The organism is Methyloprofundus sedimenti (assembly GCF_002072955.1).
Classification (GTDB): Bacteria; Pseudomonadota; Gammaproteobacteria; order Methylococcales; family Methylomonadaceae; genus Methyloprofundus; species Methyloprofundus sedimenti.
In genome coordinates, this window is record NZ_LPUF01000001.1 from 52,997 (window position 1) to 74,854 (window position 21,858).

15 protein-coding genes are annotated in these 21,858 nt (G+C 42.0%); 1 reads left to right on the forward strand and 14 read right to left on the reverse strand.

The features are described 5' to 3' along the window. Positions 1-970 precede the first annotated feature (970 nt). From AU255_RS00250 to AU255_RS00315, 14 genes are all read right to left on the reverse strand, one after another. Positions 971-1,483: a hypothetical protein gene (locus AU255_RS00250; RefSeq protein ID WP_080521007.1), complete on the reverse strand. Its 513-nt coding sequence runs from the start codon at positions 1,481-1,483 to the stop codon at positions 971-973. Positions 1,484-1,513: 30 nt separating this feature from the next. Beyond that, a complete protein-coding gene (locus AU255_RS00255; RefSeq protein WP_080521008.1) occupies positions 1,514-2,659 on the reverse strand; it encodes a cupredoxin domain-containing protein in 1,146 nt (381 codons plus the stop codon). A 19-nt stretch (positions 2,660-2,678) separates the two neighbouring features. Continuing rightward, entirely contained in the window at positions 2,679-3,959 is a 1,281-nt protein-coding gene (locus AU255_RS00260) for a multicopper oxidase domain-containing protein (RefSeq protein WP_080521009.1), read from the reverse strand. 15 nt (positions 3,960-3,974) lie between these two features. After that, positions 3,975-10,529, reverse strand: coding sequence for a multicopper oxidase domain-containing protein (locus AU255_RS00265; protein ID WP_158083014.1), 6,555 nt, complete (start codon positions 10,527-10,529; stop codon positions 3,975-3,977). A gap of 1,040 nt (positions 10,530-11,569) precedes the next feature. Then, positions 11,570-11,722: a hypothetical protein gene (locus AU255_RS00270; RefSeq protein WP_233144509.1), complete on the reverse strand. Its 153-nt coding sequence runs from the start codon at positions 11,720-11,722 to the stop codon at positions 11,570-11,572. 426 nt (positions 11,723-12,148) lie between these two features. Beyond that, positions 12,149-12,625 carry an MEKHLA domain-containing protein gene (locus AU255_RS00275; protein WP_080521012.1) on the reverse strand — a complete coding sequence of 159 codons (477 nt, stop codon included), beginning with the start codon at positions 12,623-12,625 and terminating at the stop codon, positions 12,149-12,151. Positions 12,626-12,984: 359 nt separating this feature from the next. Beyond that, the gene (locus AU255_RS00280) at positions 12,985-13,416 is read right to left on the reverse strand and encodes a hypothetical protein (RefSeq protein ID WP_080523236.1); all 432 of its coding nucleotides are present in this window, start codon (positions 13,414-13,416) and stop codon (positions 12,985-12,987) included. 153 nt (positions 13,417-13,569) lie between these two features. Continuing rightward, positions 13,570-14,139, reverse strand: a complete 570-nt coding sequence (locus AU255_RS00285) for a YceI family protein (RefSeq protein ID WP_080521013.1) — start codon at positions 14,137-14,139, stop codon at positions 13,570-13,572. Positions 14,140-14,169: 30 nt separating this feature from the next. Further along, the gene (locus AU255_RS00290) at positions 14,170-15,075 is read right to left on the reverse strand and encodes an SAM-dependent methyltransferase (RefSeq protein ID WP_080521014.1); all 906 of its coding nucleotides are present in this window, start codon (positions 15,073-15,075) and stop codon (positions 14,170-14,172) included. A 179-nt stretch (positions 15,076-15,254) separates the two neighbouring features. Next, positions 15,255-16,031, reverse strand: a complete 777-nt coding sequence (locus AU255_RS00295; protein ID WP_080521015.1) for a hypothetical protein — start codon at positions 16,029-16,031, stop codon at positions 15,255-15,257. A gap of 202 nt (positions 16,032-16,233) precedes the next feature. Next, positions 16,234-16,647 carry a YqaA family protein gene (locus tag AU255_RS00300; protein ID WP_080521016.1) on the reverse strand — a complete coding sequence of 138 codons (414 nt, stop codon included), beginning with the start codon at positions 16,645-16,647 and terminating at the stop codon, positions 16,234-16,236. 89 nt (positions 16,648-16,736) lie between these two features. Then, the gene (locus tag AU255_RS00305; RefSeq protein WP_080521017.1) at positions 16,737-17,585 is read right to left on the reverse strand and encodes a cupredoxin domain-containing protein; all 849 of its coding nucleotides are present in this window, start codon (positions 17,583-17,585) and stop codon (positions 16,737-16,739) included. Positions 17,586-17,587: 2 nt separating this feature from the next. Beyond that, positions 17,588-19,315, reverse strand: a complete 1,728-nt coding sequence (locus tag AU255_RS00310) for a multicopper oxidase domain-containing protein (protein ID WP_080521018.1) — start codon at positions 19,313-19,315, stop codon at positions 17,588-17,590. A 27-nt stretch (positions 19,316-19,342) separates the two neighbouring features. Continuing rightward, entirely contained in the window at positions 19,343-19,936 is a 594-nt protein-coding gene (locus AU255_RS00315) for a hypothetical protein (protein ID WP_233144510.1), read from the reverse strand. 263 nt (positions 19,937-20,199) lie between these two features. Between AU255_RS00315 and pgi the strand changes: the two genes are divergently transcribed. Beyond that, positions 20,200-21,825: a glucose-6-phosphate isomerase gene (pgi, locus tag AU255_RS00320; protein WP_080521019.1), complete on the forward strand. Its 1,626-nt coding sequence runs from the start codon at positions 20,200-20,202 to the stop codon at positions 21,823-21,825. Positions 21,826-21,858: the final 33 nt, after the last annotated feature.

Consider the following 21,858-nt stretch of genomic DNA (forward strand, 5'->3'; position numbering starts at 1 on the left):
TTTCTTTACGTCCCCCTTAGTAGCTAGCAAAGCGCAGAAGTGAAAACGATTAAAAAATCATTCCGTCTTAAACTTGAGTACACATAACGAATTGCTTCGAATAAGTAAAAAAATGAACACTGCGTGTGGAGCGCAAAATATTAACAAAGGCCGCAGCCTATTTTGCGAAAGAGAAAGAAGCCGAAGTTGGCTGGGCGAATAACGAATATGCACACATCTCGTAGTTTTGCAGATGGTTTTTTGGCGCAGAAAACTAAAGACCGGGCTTACTGTATCATTCGGATCGCGACAGTCAATTTGCAAGCAAAAAGTATCGTAATCATCTGGAGATTAAAAATATTGAGCAAAATATGAACCGCAAAAGTACAAGCTCGGATAATAGCCCTACAGAATGGTTTTGTCTTGGCTTAAAGCATAAACAGTTGAATTACGAAAAGTTCAGAACAAAAGAAGCCGCAAAGTTAAGTATCATTGATGTATGACTTTTATAACGGTAAGCAGACACACTCTAAATTGGGCTATAAATCACCCTTAGAGTTTTAGCGCTAGTTCCATAAGAAACCGACCGGTCGAAAGTGTCCTGTTTTACTTGACCATTACATTCGCTTCCTTTGCGCCTTCTGGGAATGGGGAAAATTATCGAACACCTAATGGTGCATTTTCGAACAACTTACGCGTATGGACACAAGATAACTCGGGCGGCACTTGAGATTTTAATCCGCGATATCAATAAAAAAGATGACACAAGATATTTCCAGACTGATCTAACCTCTTAATTCATTGCATAAACAGATATCACCCACTGCTTTACGCAAAAAATACGTCTAGGGCACCACTCCTAGCTGAGTTCAACTATTTGATTTAACTCCACACATACTTATGCCGATAAAGTAAGCATACCATGCGTGAGATATCAACAATATTGAATAAAGCCAATATCAGCAGAATCTGATATTAAAGTGGCAAATACTTACTCCACGATAAGATCTTTTGCATTGAAATCTCCAATCACGACATCCACTATATTTCCCGATTTAATAAATGTCCCTGGGTTTTTAAAAATGACAAAGTAAACTCGATTGGTTTGCGGGTTTGCGTTTGAACGCATAGGCCCAACTTTCGGCGGGCTTGATACCGGAAACTTTCTATTGCTTGATTGATCAAAAATATAAGGTTTGGTTTTACGAATAAAAAGTGGAGCCGCCTTTATCGGGTCTATGACCCGATAGCGAAAATCTACAATATGATTCGCAGCTGATAACTGGAGACTCTCTATTTTTATACCCCAACGCTCTTCCAGTACGTGCCTGTCCGATGATATAGATTCTGGCTCGTAGATTGCTGATTTAGATACGAAGTCCAAGGGTAACAAACCTGTGGCTATAACTATAACCCCCATAACACTAACCAAGGCCAGCGTAGACATCAACAATTTAAGCAGCAGATTCCTTTTGCCCGGGAATACATACGTATTTTCATTCATGAATAGCCCTCACTCTTTTTGGCTCACTAATTAATCGATGACTCTCACACAGTTCTGGTCAGTATCGTAACTACCTGATGTTTTTGGTGCTCCCCACGGCCATAAACCGCTTCCCGAGCGCGGTCTCGCACCTACTTCCAGATAGGTAAGCATACCTGACTCTGGATCATTAATATCCATCAGATCCACATTCACATTATTCATTAAACCCAGCTTGCGATCGAAGAGAGGGTATCTGTCTCCTGTTCTGGCACTTGATGGAATTTTTAACAAAATATCTTTAGTTTTCATTGCTGTCAACAGTGTTGAATATTGGTCATTTTTAGAATAATTATAAGCATATCCATCTTCTGCAATCACTTCCCAATTTGGGCCAAGCAGCGTTGGAACTCGCGGCTGCAGTCCCGTGTTAAAAAGTCTGAGCAACACTGTCTCTCTCCTACGTCCAACAACAAGAGAAGATGCATTACCGCCATTTATTAAGAAATATTTTGGTTTGTAATGTATCGTACTGGGGTAAGCAGGGGTGCCATAACTTCCGTCAGCTACTGCCTTGTGAAGATCAGGGTCTATCTCTGAAAAAAAGATCATCTGTTCAGCGATATGACGTGTAGTTACTTCCTTATAGGCTTGTCTAGTGCTTCTATAGTCTTGCTTCACTCCAGCGTATAGTCCCATCTGCACTTGTACCGCTGGATTGCTTCCACTACGTAACATAAAGGTGCCAGGCCTAGTTTTCCATTCATATGTGCCTATCGTATGGGGTTGAGTTTCTTCCCGGAAAGACGTCACCCTCATTCGACCAGTACTATCAAGATCATCACGATGAGGATCTTTACCCGACGTCTGTTCAAGTCCTGGAATCATGAGAGAAACAGGAACACCCAAATCATTGCGTAATTTGATACGCAATACATCCTTGGTGGACGGAATATTAATTAAAGGACCAGGCGCTGTCGGAATCTCTCCACAATAATTTTCAAGATTTCTATTACTATCTTGAACGAAACCATACATAGTAACTATTTCGCCCCCCGGCATGGTTTGCTCAAACTCCCTGGCTGCCAGGTAAGCTGTAAAAGTACTAGCAAATGAGGTTGATATCCTCATACTGAAGACAACTATTACAAGCGCAAACAAGGCCATAGCTGTTTTAAAATTCTTTTTACCATTCATTTTCTTCCCCTTGCTTACTTTAAGGATTGATAACAACTGAAGGATGTTCAATAATTAACATAGTCATCATTCCTCCAGGAAAGATACCACGATTCACCATCTCCCTTTCATTATGTGAATGCCACATAAATACTATCCCATTATTCAAGTTGAACCCCCCGTCTCCAGGTTTAAGCGGTCCAGAAGATCCGAGATACGGACTACCACTAAAAAATGGGCCAAACACAAGGTCCTTTGCATCCGGTTCCACAGTGGGTAAGACTTTTCCATGATCTGCAGCATATTCAAATGGTTCTAGTGGGTCCTCTGGCTGATGCCCATAAATATCCCAACCCAGCTCTTCACCGGTCCATTCAAAGATGGAGTCAACCGTTTGCCCTGGTACAGACTGTATAGTAAATTCTCTGTTTGACATGTCAGCCCCTGCTCCCGGGCTACTTGATAACATGCGCCCATTTCTGGCAATAACTCTGGAATGATTACCATGATGATGAAAAGGATGTAAATCAGCACCCCCTCCCGCAATCCTCAACAACATCCTGTCACCAGGGTGCATTCTCGGCAGACAATTATAGGGTTGCTTAGGTAACAATTCAGAATTTACCGGCTTCATGGTATCAGGAGCAGCACGACCATTAATAAACCAATAATTAGGGAACCTCCCTGAAAAATCCACAGAGTCCATATCACCTGATTCTACCTGCAAATGAATCCCCGGATCCATATCTGTAAGCAAGAACAAGAATTCACTATCAAATTGCGTATCGGCATGATTGTAGGCAAAACCAATACCTGCCCCCATTAGAGGTCGAACAATAAGAGCTCCAACCAGTCCCATCTCTAGCTCAAGCTCCATTCGTGTACCACTGTGATACGTATAGGTTCCTGGATTAGCAGCAGTAAATGTATATGCAACGGGGCCACCACCAGGAAGAACTTCCTCGGTAAGCAGTCCTGGATTATCACCTGATGGAACTGTTGTTATTAACCCCTGACCTGGGAAAACAACAGAAACAGGCACATCAAGCTCGTTGGACAGATTGACAGTGACCACATCACCTTCATTAACAATCAGGGTTGGACCTGGATATTGGCCCGTTGTCTTACTGGTTTCTGCATAGCTCCAGAATAAGACACTACCGCCGTCAGGTGTGCTCAGGTGATCTGCTCTGGCACTCAGATTAAACACCGTTCCAGTAATACCATCTATGGCAGCATGAGAATCTATTGTAAAGAGCATAAACCCTATAGCAATAACGACTGATTTTTGAAAGTCGAGTATTTTTGATTTTGTAATCATGGTAATCCCCAATAATTATTTAATGATAATTTCGGTCATCATTCCACCAAAATCTTCTTCGTTGTTACTCAAAAAGTTCAAATTGGTAGTGTATAAAAGATAAGTTCCTTTGGATGCATTCCCGGTATCAATAATAACATCTACCGACTCTCCCCCGCCCAGCGTAATTGACTGAGTTGAGTATGATAGGTCAAGGCCCGTAGGTCCCTTTAGTTGTCTGGCGTCTTTACCAACAACCCGCATTGCAAGATTACCATTCGTAGCAAGAGTATAAAACCTTGTAACATTAAGGTTTGATATCCGCAGCAGAATCCTATCTCCCTGATCAGCTTCAATCAAAGAGCTCACTGGCTGAGAGATCTTGCCCCCATTATCAGCAGGTGCAGCAAGGGAGCCTGGATTGATAGTATCCGGATATCCCCGTCCATTTAGCAGAGGATAATTATCGAACATTGCTTCAAAGGGTAAAGGCTGAACTTCCAGGCTTGCATCGTGAAATTCGCCATCGAGCGAGCCAATCTGGATTGGGTATTCAACATCATAGGCTGTAGAACCATCTCCATCATTATAGACATAACCCAGTGGCGCTGATGGGTCAGCATTCCCTCCTAATCTGGCTTGAGGTACACCAGGAGCCCCATCGTAATTTTGCTTAGGTCGAACATAAAGGTTGCCGAGCATGCCCATCTGCATATGTTCGGTTGCCTCGGCGTGACAATGGTACATATAGGTTCCCGGCAGATTATTGGCCTTGTAATATGTAAAGGTTGCACCCGCATGTACGGCAACGGAAGCATCAGGTAAACCGTCAAAGTAGGACGATGCCTCAGCATAGCCGTGATAATGCACGGTGTGAGCATCAAACAGATCCGGACGCATAATCATCGGTATATTGGTAAGATTAAGCCATAATTCGTCGCCTTCATCGACAACAATTGTCGGCGCCGGACCATTTGCTGCGAGTTTTCCTGCCTCCATAACCTGTTCAAGTGGCAAACCAGTTACATCATTAAATCCAAATCCATAAACTGTCTTACCATCTGCCATCGTGGTAAAACCATCGCTGCCAGTAATATGCATACATACTACCTCGGGTCTATAGTCTGGATTGTCGTTAACCGTTGGAATACCATTTTCATCAAGCAATTTCGGATCTGGAATAGCATCACCATTTAAATCCCCCGGACACTGGATAAATACACCCGCTTGATCTTTCACATTAATGGTAACGGTGGCGTCATTGGATGTTGTAGTGCCATCGTAGATGTGCCAGGTAAAACTGTCTATACCCGTGAAGCCATTGTCTGGCGTATAAGTCACCGCACCGTTTGTATCCGGGGTGCCCAATGTACCAGAACTTGGTCCTCCTACAATAGTAAATGTTGATGTCGGACCATCAGGATCAGTGAATGAAAGATTGATATCAAGTGCTGTCTCTTTTGTAGCGTTCAAATCCTGGTCTATAGCAACCGGAGCAATATTCACGCCTCCATTGTCAATAACGATAGTAAGCGTTTTCGTCGTGAAAAGAACTCCATCACTGACTTTCACTTCAATAGCCCAGCTTCCGTTCATTGGGGTTGGCCATTCTAAAACACCTGTTAACGAATTAATCACCATGCCGGCAGGGACAGCCCCCCCATTCACAGACTCAATAGAGAATGTTAATGGCCCACCATTCGGATCAACTGCCATCACCTTCGCAAGATATGACTGATTTCCTGTTCTGGTTGATGAAAATACGATCTCCGGATCCAAAGCAGCCAATGGAAGCGGATTCACCTCATCTGCCCCCATGTCCACTTCAGCACCTTCCGGCCGCGGCTCAGTATCGTAATCGATGGTGAGATATGGGTGACCAGAATTATGTGCTAGTAAACCCGTATTTTTAGCTGGAGAACCTGCCCCAATATGGTAATCCCCTTGAATCGTTAAAGGCGAAATATTAGGGAAATTCGCCAGTGCATTTGCACCTGAGGCCAATACTATTTCATATTTAAACCCATCGACGAATGTTGGATCTGTAGCGATATTACCTGCTGGAGCATAATTCTTCGTAACAAAAGGATCACTTGTATAGGACAAATTAGAATTTCGTGGGCTCATACTAGCACCTTCCACTCCGAACACCTGCAGATCCCAGAAAGGTGAAACTGGATTGGGAATTAATGTCCCGCCCCCAGCTACTGACCAGTAAAACGATTCGTTATGCCAGATAATATTATTATCCAGTACAGGATCAGTGAACCTTTCCTCAGTCCCCGGATAAGCAATTAAAATAGCGGCTTGAAGATCGGGACTATTACCCCTGGCGACGATTCCGGCGCCAAATGGTGTGGTCGTATCTAGATTACCATTAGTAAAAGGTGCCGCAGTCCCCGTGCTGGTATTGTTAAAGATCGTATTATGTATAAACCTTACATTAGGTCCATAGGTATCGCTTAAACCAATCGCACCCGCACTGTATCCGGCTGCATTTCCTATAATCATATTATTGAATACATTAATAATATGATCATTTGATGGATCTGCATCAACAATATCCTGCCCACTGGCAGAGAAAATACTCATGGCACCGCCATCATCACCCGCCAGATTTGCCTGAATCTGGTTAGCAACTACGGTGACTGATCCCGAACCTTGAGTTAATGAACCTGGCAAAGCGCCTGCTGGAACAAACTCACTGTCGATCAATATGGCGCCTTCACCAAAAGCCTCGTTAAAGAGGATCTGGTTGTTGGCAATTAAGCCCTGGTCGCTGAGTCCATGGTGAGCGACAGCTGAGCCATTAGCAGCAGCATAGTTACCGCAAATGAAGTTATTATTTACAGCATATCCGTCAGAACCCGTATAAAGGGCAACCCCCCCTCCACTACTCAGTGAACCGTTCTGATTAATATCGTTGTTATGAATACTCATGCCCTCGTTATGAGCACTGTGAAAGCCTGGGGTCGCTGAAAGCAAGGAACCCACATTTACCAATGATGCCCAGCCTGAGCGTATAGCACCCGCAAAACTGCCCGAGTTATGATCAATCTGGTTATTGCTGATCTCCAGAGCGCGGGCATAACCATTGACCAATATCGCTCCACCCCAGGTGGCACCTTTAATCTCGAATCCATCGATCCTGGCATTTGCATAGCCATCAAGCATACCGAATCCTCCCGTTACAGTAGGAGCATTCTTGGCCATAACGGTGATCCCTGCGCCCTGCTCTGATGCAAAATCCGCACGCTGACCTTCGATAAGACTAACCGAACCGATGTGAGTACTCAAAGTAGTTAACCAGCCCGCTTTATTTGCAGCAAAGTCACTGGCATCAATTATCGTTACATCTGGCCCATACCCTTGTATGCGTACGGGCTTCCACATGATGATATTTTCAGTATAAGTGCCCGGTTCAACAAGTATCAAATCTCCCGGAGATGCATTATTGATTGCTGTCTGTATCGATCCGCCTGGGGCGACATGAGCTGGAGCAGCCCCTCCAACGGTGAGCGTAATACCTGTAATGCTCGAATTTCCATTGGCATGAGTTACAACGAGCTGTCCAGTCTCAGTAGCAGGCGTGCCATGCGCTGTAATTGAGCCGTCAGCCCAAGTATCGATTATCAGAGGAACGCCCCCAACTGTCACACTGCCCGGACTCCCCCCAAAACTGCTATCTGGTGAAGTGATTGTAATTGTATCTCCGGCTGCAACGACATATGGTCCGCCAGTTGGTCCGTTCACCTGCTCAATTCGAGGTATACCAACTGGAATCTCACAGTCTGCCGGAGTAGCTGCTCCCACAAAAGCCACCGTTGATGCAACTGGTGCCAGCACATACGCGGTTTTGCCCGGAAAGACTTCGGTGTTAAAACAGAAAGGCGCAAAATTTGGGTTGTAGTGTGAATCACTGCTTGGTGTGTTCGCACAGACTCTGACCACATTCGGTGACACGCCAGATGGAGATGGCACATTAATATTATATGTAGACGGTGCTAGTAAACTAAACCCACCCCACCTGTCAGTATGAACTGTAGAAATTTCCACACCTTTATAGTCCTGTATTTGTACAGGCATAAATGATGGCGATAATGGACCACCAAAGTTTGGATCATTTGGATCCACCTGATTGGCAAAAGGTGAGATAACTTTCCCTACGATACGGCCAGCCTTGGGGGCCGCACTAAACATGTAGAAATCTCCAACCGCATTCTGTGCAGCACTTAAAAAAATCTTTTTACGGTCACATAGAGGCACAAGGTTACCCGCATTAAATGGTGGCACGCTATTGTTTGATTCATCCTTCAGATCAAATAACGAGTACTGACCTGGAACCAAATGAGGGTCGCCGACACAGACAGGAAATAAAAGGGGATCGACGTTGAGATTGTCAAACACATCACCAAAATCAACATTTTTATCTTCTTCCTTTACTGTTTCCAAACCAGGTGGTGTTGCGGCTTCAACAATATAATATTGACCGGAAGCAATGGGCGCAGGAGCAGTAATAGCTGGGTTAGAAAGCCCATCTGGATCATATTCCATAAAAGCCCAGCCGCCGTCAAAAACGGTGGGCCGCATCTGATTCCATGTTTTTAAGGTTTCCGCACATTTCTGAATAGACGTGGGCGTGCCAGGCGCGGCACCAATGTTAACTTGTTGATCATCTAAGTCACCATCTTTCACACAATCAGTGGGCGCATTGTCGTCAAAACTATCCGTATAGGCGATAGCTACCGCATCTCCGAAATCAAAGACGCCGTTATTGTTGCGATCAATATCTTCCGGACCTTTAGTCCCGGTATAGTCAGTGTGCGCCACATCCCCTTGTCCCCACCACTGAAAAGGATAATTATCCACATCAGCTAACGTAACACCTGGGTTACTGTCTAAATCATCAATAACATCATCATTATTAGAATCAACATACAGATTCACCTGTACCCCGGGAATTCCCGGCTCCCACTCTTCACCTACCGCAAATTGGGGGTTATTCTCTGCCCTTGTGGTGGCATAATAGACTATACCTGCGAGGCCGCCGTTTTCTGCGTGATCAAAAGGCGCCTTACCGAAATCGGCAATATTGAGCTGACCAGGATGAATAATCATTCCCTCGGTTAAGACCGGCCCTGTTTCGGTACGATAGTAGTTTCCACCTATCTGTTTTTGAGGCGCATTAACCGTCTCAAATGGAAAAATCTGAGAAGGGCTGATCGGGCCACCGTCATCTATGACAAACGTAGCACCAGTAGCTTTGAAACGAGTGTAATCAACTTCGACAATCCACCAGTCAGGTAATAATGGAATGATTTCAAGTAATTCGTATTTGCCATCTTCGCCCGTAGTTGTAGCCTGAGCGATGGAACCATCTGGATGACGGATATTGATCGCCTGATCTGCAATACCAATTTCAGTAGCATCATTCCTGCGGCCATCTAAATCGCTATCTTCAAATACGGTACCCTGTAAAGTTGCCAGCCAGCGAGTAATCGGTAAATCCCCCATCGCCACTGGCGTACTACTTACTGGTATTGTTACCGTACGGACTGCCATGAGATAGTCGAGATTTAAATCGAATGCGACCAGTTGATAGGTCCCTGGCGGAAGGCCTTCGATTAAAAAGGTACCGTCGTTAGCAGGGTCACATTTTTGCAACAAAATCGCTGTTTCTGTACCGGCCTCAACCAGATTCAATCCCACGTAGCAGTCTTTTACCGGGATGCCAGGATACAGTAAAGCGCTCGGTGGACGAGTCCCATGTGCACCAACAATTCTCCCTGTTATTGAACCAGTACCGGCACCATCTGGAAGTAGAGTTGGATGCCTAAAAGGCTTGAGAAAACCGATTGCTACATGCATATTTAGCAAACCGCCTTGAGCAAAAAACGGAGGTTCTCCTGCCTGGACCCAGGTAGTCAGAAAAGGCGAGCCACCAATTGAAACAGTCTGAACCCATGGCTGTCCGTCATTTGGTACAGCGGTAACATTATAGATGCCGGGAGCCAGATTCTTGACTAAAGCACGTCCGTTGACATCAGTAGTGATAGTTTGCAAAGGGTTCCCTGCCACATCGGTCGCCAGCTGCCCACCCACATCATAAACCTGAATGGTAAAATCAGGCAGACCGCGTTCAGCTGGTACATCATATATACCGCTTAGCGCCTTATTATCCTCAAAGATTTGCACCGAAATCTGCGCGGGGGGCAAAGGGCCGGCATTGACTTTGACTGTCACATTCGTATCGGTAGAAACAAATGGAGCCCCTCCGAGACTATAGCCAGAATCCGGTAAAACCGATATAAAGTAGCGCTTGGCTGGGTCTAAAGAAAGATCACCCAGAACAGTTGCGAAATTACCTTGATTACCCGATGCAACCACTGGCGAATTACTTTTATGGATGCTAAGTGATAAACTATTTAATTCCGTTAAATCCGGCGATGAGGGCAGGGGCGGTAAAGGGGAAGGCACAGGGTGACTGGTATCTTCCTCAATTGTCCAGCGATAATCACTGACGGGAGTCGTAGTGTCGTCAGTATTTACACCTGTCACCGTTAATGTTAGCGCTTGTACATTCGTACTCAATAACGCAACTGTTAACAGAATAATTGTAAAGAACAAATACCTGTTTACAAAGATTTTAAGCATTCCCGGTTGTATGAATTGATTTGCGTTCATCTGAGCCCCCATAAAGAGATTTATAATTTGTCGCTTTTTTGATACATACTTAAAGATAGCATAAAAATATATTTTTATTGCTAAAAAAAAAGAAATATTAGCCGATAAAATATTATTTATTTTCTATGTTTTTTTCTGTTTTTTTAAGTAATGTAAGTATTTGTTTTTTATACTTAAATTTAAATAATAGAGCTAAGAAAAGTTATCTTAACTTTTAAGAATATTATAATATAACTTAATTAATATGGTATTTTGTGCGAGTGAAATTCTTTCAGTATTAAATAAAGCATGATAACTTTATTGAAGGATAAAATGGATATATTTCGATTCTTTAGGAGTAATTTGCTTTAAGTAATTCTAATACAGCTTTTGCTGTGGCTGCAGATAACCAGGGGTTTACCCCGTTACCAGATTTCCATCTGTAACGGTATAAGATTGCCAGTCGCCGACTTTTGTGTAATTAGCCGCTTTTGCTTTTAGACTATCTACAAGCAGAAAAGGTACTATCTTGGTAAGCGGTACTGCGGGCTTCTTCGGTGTTACTAAAACCGATTACGGACTTTCCCTGAATCAAAGGTTTGTTATCCATAGATTTGGCATGCAGAAGGACTGCTGGTGCATGACAAACAGCTGCGACAGGTTTCCCTGCCGTATACATTGTTTCAATTAGACTATTGAATCGGCATTATTGCTTAAATCCCATAATGACCCTTGGCCTCCGGGATACCATAATCTTCAGCTGAAATCTCCGCCAATCTGGGCTTCTGGATTATTTCTAAAGCGCCGGGTCACTTCCGTTTGAGCTGCTGCTGGATCATCACTTTTGGGATCCAAAGGAGGCAGCCCTCACTTAGCCTAAGGTCGTCATTTATGCTTAAGTATCTTTAAAATTCAGTTGCTTTGTTTTTAAACGAGTCTTCGGTTGGCACTACGGATCTTTTGATTCCCTACGTTTTCCGTTTCCCCAATACATCTGACTTAATACCCAGCGCGGCATACATTTGCATCTGCTGACTTTCGGCTTTTGTTGTGATGCGCAAATGTATAACTTTTTGTTGATCTGTCGGCAAGATGAGTGTGACGCTTTGCTGGGTATTCATAAGTGTACGTATCTTTTCCCAGCTTAAATTTATGTCTTGCTGCATGAGCTGATATCGTAACGTGTGCACCAGGTGATAGGCTAGCAAACTGATAAACAGGGTCCGGCAACGCGTTCTTCTTTTTGATGGTAAATCGGACGCATGCCCAGTTCTGTTTTTAGACTTCTGAAGGTAGCTTCAATTTCGGTCAGCATCATGCAGGTGTTTCACAGTCGCTCTTCCGCCCAGTCGATCAGTGTGGTTCTGAGACAGTAAACGCTGCAGTTTTGATCTTTATAATGACTTTTTTCCAGGCGTTGCCAGTTAATTTTTTTGGCTTTAGTGTGACCTGCATCCGAGATGATGACTATCTTTCGCTTTTCATATTTAATATTCGGAACGGAAAAATTACAGTCTAGCCGTTTACATAATGCGCTCTACTAAATACTAAAGTTCCGACCATTTGTAGAATACTGCAGCCTGGCCATAATACTCGCCTCTTGCATCAACTACATTCCAGACTGTCGCGTTTTCAATCAAAAAATGTCTACCGGTTGACGATATCCTGACGCCCTTGTAGTCATCGATAAAGCCCAGCTTGCTTACACGCGCCAAAAGCCGTTCCCGCTCTGCTTGATTCACAGGCTCAGCTGATTTCTGAGAAGCCAGACTAGTAAACTCTGTCCAGTCCATCTCAAATACACTTAGTGCAGTCTGATTGCCATAGTTAAAAATGGGAATATCTTCTGTGTTGTGGGAGACCACAGCGTATGGCGCTTGAAAGAGCGCGCGATACATGTCTCCGTCAGAGTGCTCTGGTTTTACCAGATCTTTACCTGTCCAGCGATGGTAACTAGATATTAATAGCTCGGCATGTTTATTTAGATATCCATTCTCTGGACTGGGTACTTTGATTATTTGCATAAACCTAAAAACTGCAGCTGAGTACGGATTTTGTGGAAAATCTGAGGGAGAAAGACAAGGCACAGCTAGCAGGCAATGACCGTGGCCCTTGGCAAGAGCTGTAACGCAGTATTTCGTGCTCAGATTTATTCACAAAACCGTGAAACGGAGTATATTCATCCAACAGGTGACAAGCATTTAGGATCATTATATTTCATATTCAGTCACTTATAATTTTTTATAGCGGTCAACTGCGGTTTCTAGGAGAATAGATATTACTTGCTTGTTTTAAAGCTAGTCCAAGAGAAAAAAAGTCCGTTCAAACTTTCCTGATAAACATCAGAATTTTCGAGTTGACTCTGAATAATTCTGTTCACCTTTTATCGACTTTTAAACACCTGCGGTGATTCAGGCTGTTGTTTATCCTGTAAACAATGATACGCTGCGTTTTCAAAACGAATTCTAAGTGATTGTGTACTTTTGTTTTCTTTCAGGAATTTTTCGGCTTCTACCGCTGTTAAATCTTTCATCATAAAAGTCGCTATACACATACACGGTTTGGCAAAGCGTTTTCTGTCATTTTCTTTATTTATCGACTTGCTGACCTCTCTATCGACACACTGCTCTGCAAATTCATGTTCAAAAACATGTTTTTGTATATCGGTTACAACTGCATCGTGCGAATGGTCCCATGGGTTATGGGCTTTATTAACTTGCTGTTTCGGTTTATCATCCGAACAGCCATTTAAAACAAAGGCCAAACAAAAACTTACGCACAATGTTCCTAGACTATATTTTTTTTTATTTTGCATAACAATCAACTAATAAATGAATAAATATGTGTAACAAGCCCCTCTTAATGGGGGCTCTGATCAAACTGATTCCGTATAGGGATTTAACAAGCCTGACGCTGACTCAATCAAATTAACACTCAAGTGCAGCATAGCCGCAGGTAAAATAAATAATTATTTTTGAGTAAATAATAAACTGAATGTAACTGGAACTGCTACATTGATACTTTGTAATTTTGCAATATCGCGCAATGCATTGACACCATCAAGCAAATTAAAATTTGTTAAATTTATAATGACTGGATGCCTGGAAATAACCAGACGTTTGTTTTGTGCCAATGCCGCCACTTCCAGCTGTACCGGGACTGTTTGTTTTACGCCATGCAAGTTAATAACGGCATCAACATGCATTGTTATCATCTGACCTGTTTTTATTGCGTTAACATCGGCTTCTTTAATATTTATAGTGGCTGTAGCACTCGGAAATTTTACGACATTAAAAAGTAGCTCTTGTACACGTTGATCTCTTATTTCAATACCTGTATCTACACTGCTTAAATCAACTGCTATAGTTGCTGTTTTACCTTGAATTTGCCCTTGCATGGCTTTAAAGGTTTGTACCTCAGTCTTGCTGACGTTTTTTGTAGTGGTAAAGTCAAGTGTAGAAGCTTTATTATCTAGCACCCATTCAGCTAAAACAGATTGCGAAAGCATTAATAAAGCGATAAAAAATGATTTTTTCATATTATTTCTCCATGTTTTAAAAGTAACTCTTTATAATTTTTCTGCACTAAATATACCGTATTCCACCAGATTATTGTGAAATAAATGATGTTGCGCCAAACCCACTTTAAAATTAGCCGTCTGGGTCTCGCTACGCAAACCTAGCCACTGACTAATTTTTTGTACTGGTTGTAAGCGTTTGGCAACTTTATACATATAGTCAGCTGAAGGTAAGGTCTGCTCAGTAATATCATCATATTTGATATTGCTAAAACCCTGGTCGATTAATAATTGTGCAAATTCTTTTCGTAGACATAAATTAGGTACCGCCCAGCCATCAAGGCAATCAACCATGGCTGGCCAATCTTCGTCTGCAATTTCTCGTTGCATTAAAAAGCCATCACACACAACCAGTCGCCCACCTTTTTTTAATATCCGAAAGGCCTCCCGTATAAAATCTGCTTTATTCAATGCATGACAAACACTTTCCAGGCCCCAGACAATATCAAAGGTTTCATCTGCATACGGCGTGGCACAAAAATCGGATACCTCAAAATCAATATTTTCCGCAACGCCATGGCGCTTTGCATGCCGCCCTGCATAGTAAGCTTGCTTGGCGCTGATGGTGATTGCTTTTAAGTGATTAGCATGATTTTTTGCCATCCAGATTGAGCTACCACCAATACCACAGCCTGCATCTAAAACATAATCACTAGGCTTTATATCAGCAGCCTCATAGAGTTTTTGATTTTTGTTTAATAATGATTCGCTATGTGAGCGAGTATTTTCATCCCAATAGCCGTAGTGTAAAGCCAAATCATCCCGGCCACTCCAGGCAAACAGGTAATCTCGGTAACAGGCATCGTAGTGTTTGACAGCGGCTTCTCTTAATTCCTCGGCAGAATCATCATGTGTACTTTGCGTACGGTAATCCTGATTAGGTTCTATATAATACATCGTTATTTTTACTCTATGATATGACGGGGTAGGCTATTAGTCCCTATTTTCCTGAACCATGTAGGCTAAAGCTTACACCTAAGGCACTCATTAGTGCGCCAAGCTAACACAGGCACTTCATTGTCGAATAGTTTTTTTAACGCTTCACAATAAAAAATATAATCTAATCAATACTTTATTTACTTTTCACTTCTTACCCTGGCCAGCTGTTTAAATTGCACCATGCCATTACTCAATTTTTGTACTAAATGTAATGCAGGTGCCGCACCTGCCATGGCAACCGCATCAACTAGACAGTACCATGCTGCGACTCCACTTGGAGGATTACCTTGGGTTAATCCAGAGGCCGGATCAATAGTTGCCCATGCCCAGGTTCCAGCTGTTGTACCAACGAGCTCCAACCAGGTAGTAATAAAGAAAGCACCGAGGTAAACCATAGGCGATTTACCTTTAAACAGGTAAATCAAATAAACAATAAACAGCACCGCACCAATTTGATCACTACGTTGTGCAAAAGGGTTCAGCCCCCAGACAGACCAAAGCCCGCAAACTACAACGGTAAATAGGGCAATACTGCGCGCATGGCGTAAAAAGAAACCTGAACGTCCCAGAACCACAGCCGTTAAATATACCATGCCATGCCCGGCCGGCACATAAGGAGGAACACTACCAAAGCGATATAAATACCCTTCCATGTAGGGAGAAGCAAAAATTTCACCTGCCGTAGCAAATAACAATGCAACCACCACTTGCATACGCAGTAATGTTGACTCTCCAGACAAGAGAACCATTAAAAACGCGTAACCACAAAATGCTAATAACCATTGCATTTCTCGACTACCACTGCCATCAATCGTCAAACAAATGCCCGTAACGATAAAGGTAAAAGCAGCAATTATGTAATCACGTTTATGGTCTGGGTATGCTACGCCTGCTTTTGGAAAATAACGCAACATTTTATTAAAACTCCTGATGAACTAATATCATTCGCTATCTCTTAACTTACTCAGTAAATAACACCTACATGCAGGATTTAGTTTTACCAACATTTCAAGGAAAACCTGATAATAATGCACTAACCCCTGATCCTGCGTATGCCTTGGAGCAACTGAAACACACTAAATTTGCAATATTTTATCACATCATGCGAGACTTAACTTATACAAACCAGTAGGCAACGAATAGATAGCGACATAATTTTCCAACACAAATTAATACAGTGGATATAAACAAAGGCAGCTTCAACCACCCGCCAGCAAAACACAAGCCATCGCCAACCACGGGCAACCATGAAAATAGCAAACTCCAATAACCCCAGTGCTGAACCCAGCGCAATGCTTTTTGCCTGTGCTTATCTAAAAGATGTTCTGCCGGGAATTTTTTTGCCGTTAAGCTACCTAACCACCAGGTTGTTAAAGCGCCTAGAGTATTCCCTAAAGTTGCAACAGCAACCAGTATCAAAACGGGCTGAAGCTGTTCAGCTACCTGATAAGCCAATACAGCTTCGGAAGCACCCGGAGCGATGGTAGATGATATAAAGGCACTAACAAAAAGACTCCATAACGCTAACACAACAACCCTCTCTTTTTTTAGCCATAAAAAAGCCCCTAATGACGAATCATCAGGGGCTTAATAACAAGCATATTTATATACTTGCAGAGCTATTTTTTCACTAGACTAATTAACCAGCTAACCAGTTTAACGATGATATCCACAGCTTGTTTTACTAAATCCAGGATATAAGTGATAACCTCACCGGCCGTCATATCTTTAAATTTACGAGCCAGCAAAGGAGCGATTATCAGGCCTATAGCTAAACCAATAACAGTAAGTCCTGAAAAGAAAGAATCATTTCCTGTGACTTTCTTTTTCATTTTGGTAATTTCTTCAACAACGGTATCAGTTATTGATTCATCAGGAATGCTATCCGAATAATCATCCTGGATTACATAGGCTGTTACCCCCGGAATACTAGGTAAATCACCATCGCCTTTACCGATTTTTAACTGCCCTTTCATCCCTTTTTCCATATGCTGAGCAATATCACAATGTACAAGATAGGTTTTATCGCCAGGTGGAAAAATCAAAGTCCCTGATATTTTACCTGGTCCTGTTACCTCCAGATGAAACATGCCTTTAGGATACAGGTATTTAGGTAGTCCATGCATCATCCATTGGTGTCGCACATTGTCATCATTAACAAAATTAACCGTTAATTTTGTACAGGGTTCAAATTGATATTCCTGTACATCAAAGGCAAACATACGCCCGGGAAATTTCTCAGCATATTTATGCCCTGCATGAACCGTTATCTCTTTAGTTGCAGCAATGCGATCACAACCACCAGGCAAAATATCGGTATTTTGCCCCATGACCATACCCCCTGTCATGTCCATTAAATGGCCATCACCATGATCCATCATATTATTATGATTTTCAAACTCTTTTTCAGCAAAAACAGGAGCGGAGAGTGCTAATGCTATCGCTGCAATTGATAAATGCTTAATCATTATCAGCTACCTCCTTTTAGTGCAGAAATCAGGGCCATGATTTTAGCTCTATAGATAATCAGCAAATATGCCAATAACCCTAAAAACAGACCGAACACAAGATTCCTAAATGAATTATTCACAGGGGGTTCGATATCCGCAAATCCTTGAGTGACATCAGCTGCTGCTATCACACTAGGAGGCGGGGCAACATAACCTTCTGCATCTACTTCACCTAGACTATTCCAGTCATCAATATTTTGCCAGACAGGTAATTTACGCGCATGAAAAGCTTCGGTAAATAAAGGCTCAATACTCTCACCAATAGTTTTTGGCAAACCGACTTCATTCAAGTATTTTTTATAAACCACAGCACTCACATTACCACCGGGATTCATACCATCGGTTGTAATGCCTTTTTCACGATGATCATGAAAAATCCACACTCCTTCGCCATAACTATGAAAGCCATCGTCTGTGGTATTGAGTTTTAAATCATTACGCTGGGCGGGGGCTATATCATAAACATCACGGGTAATTTGAGCTACTGGATTATGCTCAATCCCGTCATAATGTGTAATCGTCGCTTTATGCCCATGCGTATGCATAGCCAAGGTCTCACCTGAACTATTAAAAACACGTAGCTTAATATTTTTATCAGGCTCGGCAACAACAATCGACTCTCGCAAAGTATATGGAAATGAGCGCCCATTCAGCGTGTGATAATCTTCAGTTGAATCAGTCAAATCATATTCACGATTCATTTTCCTGGCAATCAAGCGAGGATCGTTGTAATCCTGAATAATACTATGCAACTCTTTATCCATAGCATGATAATGTAAGTCATATTCACTATCATAGTCTTCTAAAACTGCCTTCGACGGATGTCTGACTTGTCCGCCACCCACATTAAAAGTTTGCACCCAGTTATTAGGACGATTTTCTTCTACAATAAACATGCCCACTAAACCCATAGCTAAATGCACATGTGTTTGTACGTGACAGTGATAAGCAAAGGTACCCGGAGTACGCGGACGTATTTCGTAAGTTTTACTTTGTCCTGGTAAAACAAACTTATCACTGGTTTGCGGGACCCCATCATTGCCTTCACCGGTACTGTCTACCCAAGGGTGATCAACACCATGTAAATGGATGGTATGCGGGAAATAATGTGTATTTTCTAATTGTATCCAGATAATATCCCCCTGCTCCACTCGAATAATGGGTGAAGGGGCTCTTAATAATGGATTTGCGTCAGTGCCCACAAAACTGCTAGTCGCCATGCCTCGTGACTTAGGTGCGAATACCCACATACCTGGCTGTATGCCCGGCGCTATATCAAAAGTTGGCACAACACCAGCAAAATCAGGTGAATGTCCATTTAATTCTGCTACTTCAAGCTTAATGATAATTAAATCAGGATCGCCATCACCATCCATATCATTCTTTTTAATAATGCCATCCATTGCATAATGAGTATTCATCAATGCTTCCATTGATAAATTATTAGTTCCTTTTACTTCTGCTGCAATAGCATATGGGTTGTCAGGGCTACAACGAAGTGACTCCTGAATACTTACACCCTCAATCGTTTGTTCCTTACGCCAATCCGGATTATTTTCATTACAAGCCGCTTCCACTTTGCCACGGTCTACTTCAACTGTTTTAGGCAAGTCTACCACAGCTGATGCCGAAAACGGCATCAGCATGACAGCAGTACCCAATAGCATTCCTAAAGGATTTTTCTGCATTATTAACACTCTTAAATTGAAATTAACTTATTCGTCTTTAGCTTTATTACCCAAAATGTCATCTACTTTGCTTTTAAAACCTGCGTGAGATAGATATAAAACATATAAGCCAGCTAATCCAAATAAGAAATACATAAATAAGCTAGTAGAACTCGTCGACATACCTTTACCCGCGACAAAACTCATATGTGCATCTAAGTTCTGACCATCAGCTCCTACAAGAGTAATATGAATCAAATACTTACCTGGCTCAGCAACACCATTAGGCAATGTCAAAACAACAGTACCTGATTTATGTTTTTTTGCCTCTTGAAAAAATACACGAGTACCTTCGGGCTCTTTAGTTACTTCAAATTCAACTGCTCTATTACGATATCTAACATCTTGATAATCAAAAACTAATTGTGTCAAGGTACCGGTATCTGGAATATTTCCACAAAAATCTTCCGCAGGATAAGCAAGAGGTTGATACGCCGTATAATGGATCCAATGTTCTGGCTCTAACTCAAATTTACACTGATCGGTATCAGTACCCGCTGCTCCACCGTGCGCCCAAAGCGTTGCAGAAAATAGCATGCCTAACAGAGCTATAAAATTCTTTCTCATAATACTGTTTGTCATAGTTTCTTCCTCTTAATATTTATTATAATTCTAAAATGTTTTCCTCGTTATTGACTCAACGATACTCCAAAAACAACCATAAACTTTATCATATAGAATTCGACAAAGAAAGAATAACTCTATATTAAGCCAATAATGCACTTTGATTATATCATTATTTTCTAATATCTCTATTGCTATTGCTATCGCGTCTCTATTTCCGTAAAATTTTGTGCAGATAAGCATCCTCACTTTAATTTTCAGCACATCAAGGCTCAAATATTATGTCTAATTTAACTAACTTACCTGAATGGTTAGCTTTAAAAGAACATCAAAAAATCATAGATAAACTGCATATCAGAGACTTGTTTGATGCTGACCCTAAGCGTTTTGATAATTATTCTTTAAAATTTGAAGACCTGTTATTTGATTACTCAAAAAACAGAATTACAGATGACACCCTAACTCTATTATTAAATTTAGCAAAAGCACGACACCTGGATACACAGATTGAAGATATGTTTACCGGTAAACGCATTAACATAACGGAAAATAGAGCCGTTTTACATACAGCTTTACGTAACCGGAGTAATGATCCTGTATACGTTGATGGAGTAGACGTAATGCCTGAAGTTAATCAGGCTCTGCAAAAAATGCGAGATTTTTGTGCTTCGGTTCATTCCGGTGAATGGAAAGGCTATACCGGTAAAGCAATTACTGATATTGTGAATATCGGTATCGGTGGCTCAGATCTAGGACCGAAAATGGTCACTAAAGCACTTACTCCCTATGCTATAGAAGGCATGTCAGTGCATTATGTCTCCAATATAGATCGTGCTGATTTAATCGAAACGCTAGATAAAGTTTCACCTGAAACCACCTTGTTCTTAGTCGCTTCAAAAACTTTTAGCACTCAGGAAACCATGGTTAATTCGAAAGCCGCGCGCGACTGGCTGCTGGAGCATGCAAAAAACAAAACTGCGATTACAAAACATTTTGTCGCCTTATCAACCCATGTAAAAAATGTGACTGACTTTGGCATAGACCCAAGAAATATGTTTGAATTCTGGGATTGGGTTGGTGGCCGATATTCACTCTGGTCGTCAATTGGCTTATCAATCGCATTATATCTTGGCATGGATAATTTTGAGAAACTATTAGAAGGCGCTCACGAGGCGGACAAACATTTTCGCCACGAACCTTTTGAAAAAAATATTCCTGTGATCATGGCCTTATTAGGAATTTGGCACAATAATTTTTATTATTCAGATTCCCACGCTTTATTACCATATGACCATAATCTCGCGTATTTTGCTGCCTATTTTCAGCAAGGTGATATGGAGAGTAATGGCAAAAGTGTTGATATGAAGGGTCAGCCGGTCGATTACAGCACGGGCCCTATTATTTGGGGACAGACAGGAACAAATGGTCAACATGCTTTTTACCAGCTTATTCATCAGGGTACCAAGGTCATTCCCTGTGATTTTTTAGCCCCCGCGCAAAGCCATGGAGATAGAAATGAGTCTCATGACATTCTAATTTCTAACTTTCTCGCTCAAACAGAAGCGTTGATGAGAGGAAAAACAGAAGCTGAAGTTAGAGCCGACCTAGGCGATGACGCAAGTGAGCTACTTATTGCTGCAAAAGTTTTTTCTGGAGACAAACCCACAAATTCATTTTTGTTCAAAAAACTTTCTCCCCATTTCCTAGGGGCACTGATTGCTTTTTATGAACATAAAATATTTGTTCAGGGAAAAATATGGAATATCAATAGTTATGATCAGATGGGCGTTGAACTGGGCAAAGTATTAGCTCAAGCTATTATGCCTGAGCTTAAGGATAGCCAGCCAGTTCATACTCATGATGGCTCTACAAATGGTTTAATTAACTATTACAAGAAAATACGCTAGCTTTGACTTTTTTTCAGCGACTCTATTTCGGGC

What these genes read in the sequence shown, in the direction of transcription:
- pgi (WP_080521019.1), top strand. Translation starts at nt 20,200, where the DNA reads ATGTCTAATTTAACTAACTTACCTGAATGGTTAGCTTTAAAAGAACAT.
- AU255_RS00260 (WP_080521009.1), bottom strand. Translation starts at nt 3,959, where the DNA reads ATGATTACAAAATCAAAAATACTCGACTTTCAAAAATCAGTCGTTATT.
- AU255_RS00290 (WP_080521014.1), bottom strand. Translation starts at nt 15,075, where the DNA reads ATGTATTATATAGAACCTAATCAGGATTACCGTACGCAAAGTACACAT.
- AU255_RS00315 (WP_233144510.1), bottom strand. Translation starts at nt 19,936, where the DNA reads ATGACAAACAGTATTATGAGAAAGAATTTTATAGCTCTGTTAGGCATG.
- AU255_RS00285 (WP_080521013.1), bottom strand. Translation starts at nt 14,139, where the DNA reads ATGAAAAAATCATTTTTTATCGCTTTATTAATGCTTTCGCAATCTGTT.
- AU255_RS00310 (WP_080521018.1), bottom strand. Translation starts at nt 19,315, where the DNA reads ATGCAGAAAAATCCTTTAGGAATGCTATTGGGTACTGCTGTCATGCTG.
- AU255_RS00275 (WP_080521012.1), bottom strand. Translation starts at nt 12,625, where the DNA reads ATGCAAATAATCAAAGTACCCAGTCCAGAGAATGGATATCTAAATAAA.
- AU255_RS00305 (WP_080521017.1), bottom strand. Translation starts at nt 17,585, where the DNA reads ATGATTAAGCATTTATCAATTGCAGCGATAGCATTAGCACTCTCCGCT.
- AU255_RS00280 (WP_080523236.1), bottom strand. Translation starts at nt 13,416, where the DNA reads ATGCAAAATAAAAAAAAATATAGTCTAGGAACATTGTGCGTAAGTTTT.
- AU255_RS00295 (WP_080521015.1), bottom strand. Translation starts at nt 16,031, where the DNA reads ATGTTGCGTTATTTTCCAAAAGCAGGCGTAGCATACCCAGACCATAAA.
- AU255_RS00270 (WP_233144509.1), bottom strand. Translation starts at nt 11,722, where the DNA reads ATGAATACCCAGCAAAGCGTCACACTCATCTTGCCGACAGATCAACAA.
- AU255_RS00250 (WP_080521007.1), bottom strand. Translation starts at nt 1,483, where the DNA reads ATGAATGAAAATACGTATGTATTCCCGGGCAAAAGGAATCTGCTGCTT.
- AU255_RS00255 (WP_080521008.1), bottom strand. Translation starts at nt 2,659, where the DNA reads ATGAATGGTAAAAAGAATTTTAAAACAGCTATGGCCTTGTTTGCGCTT.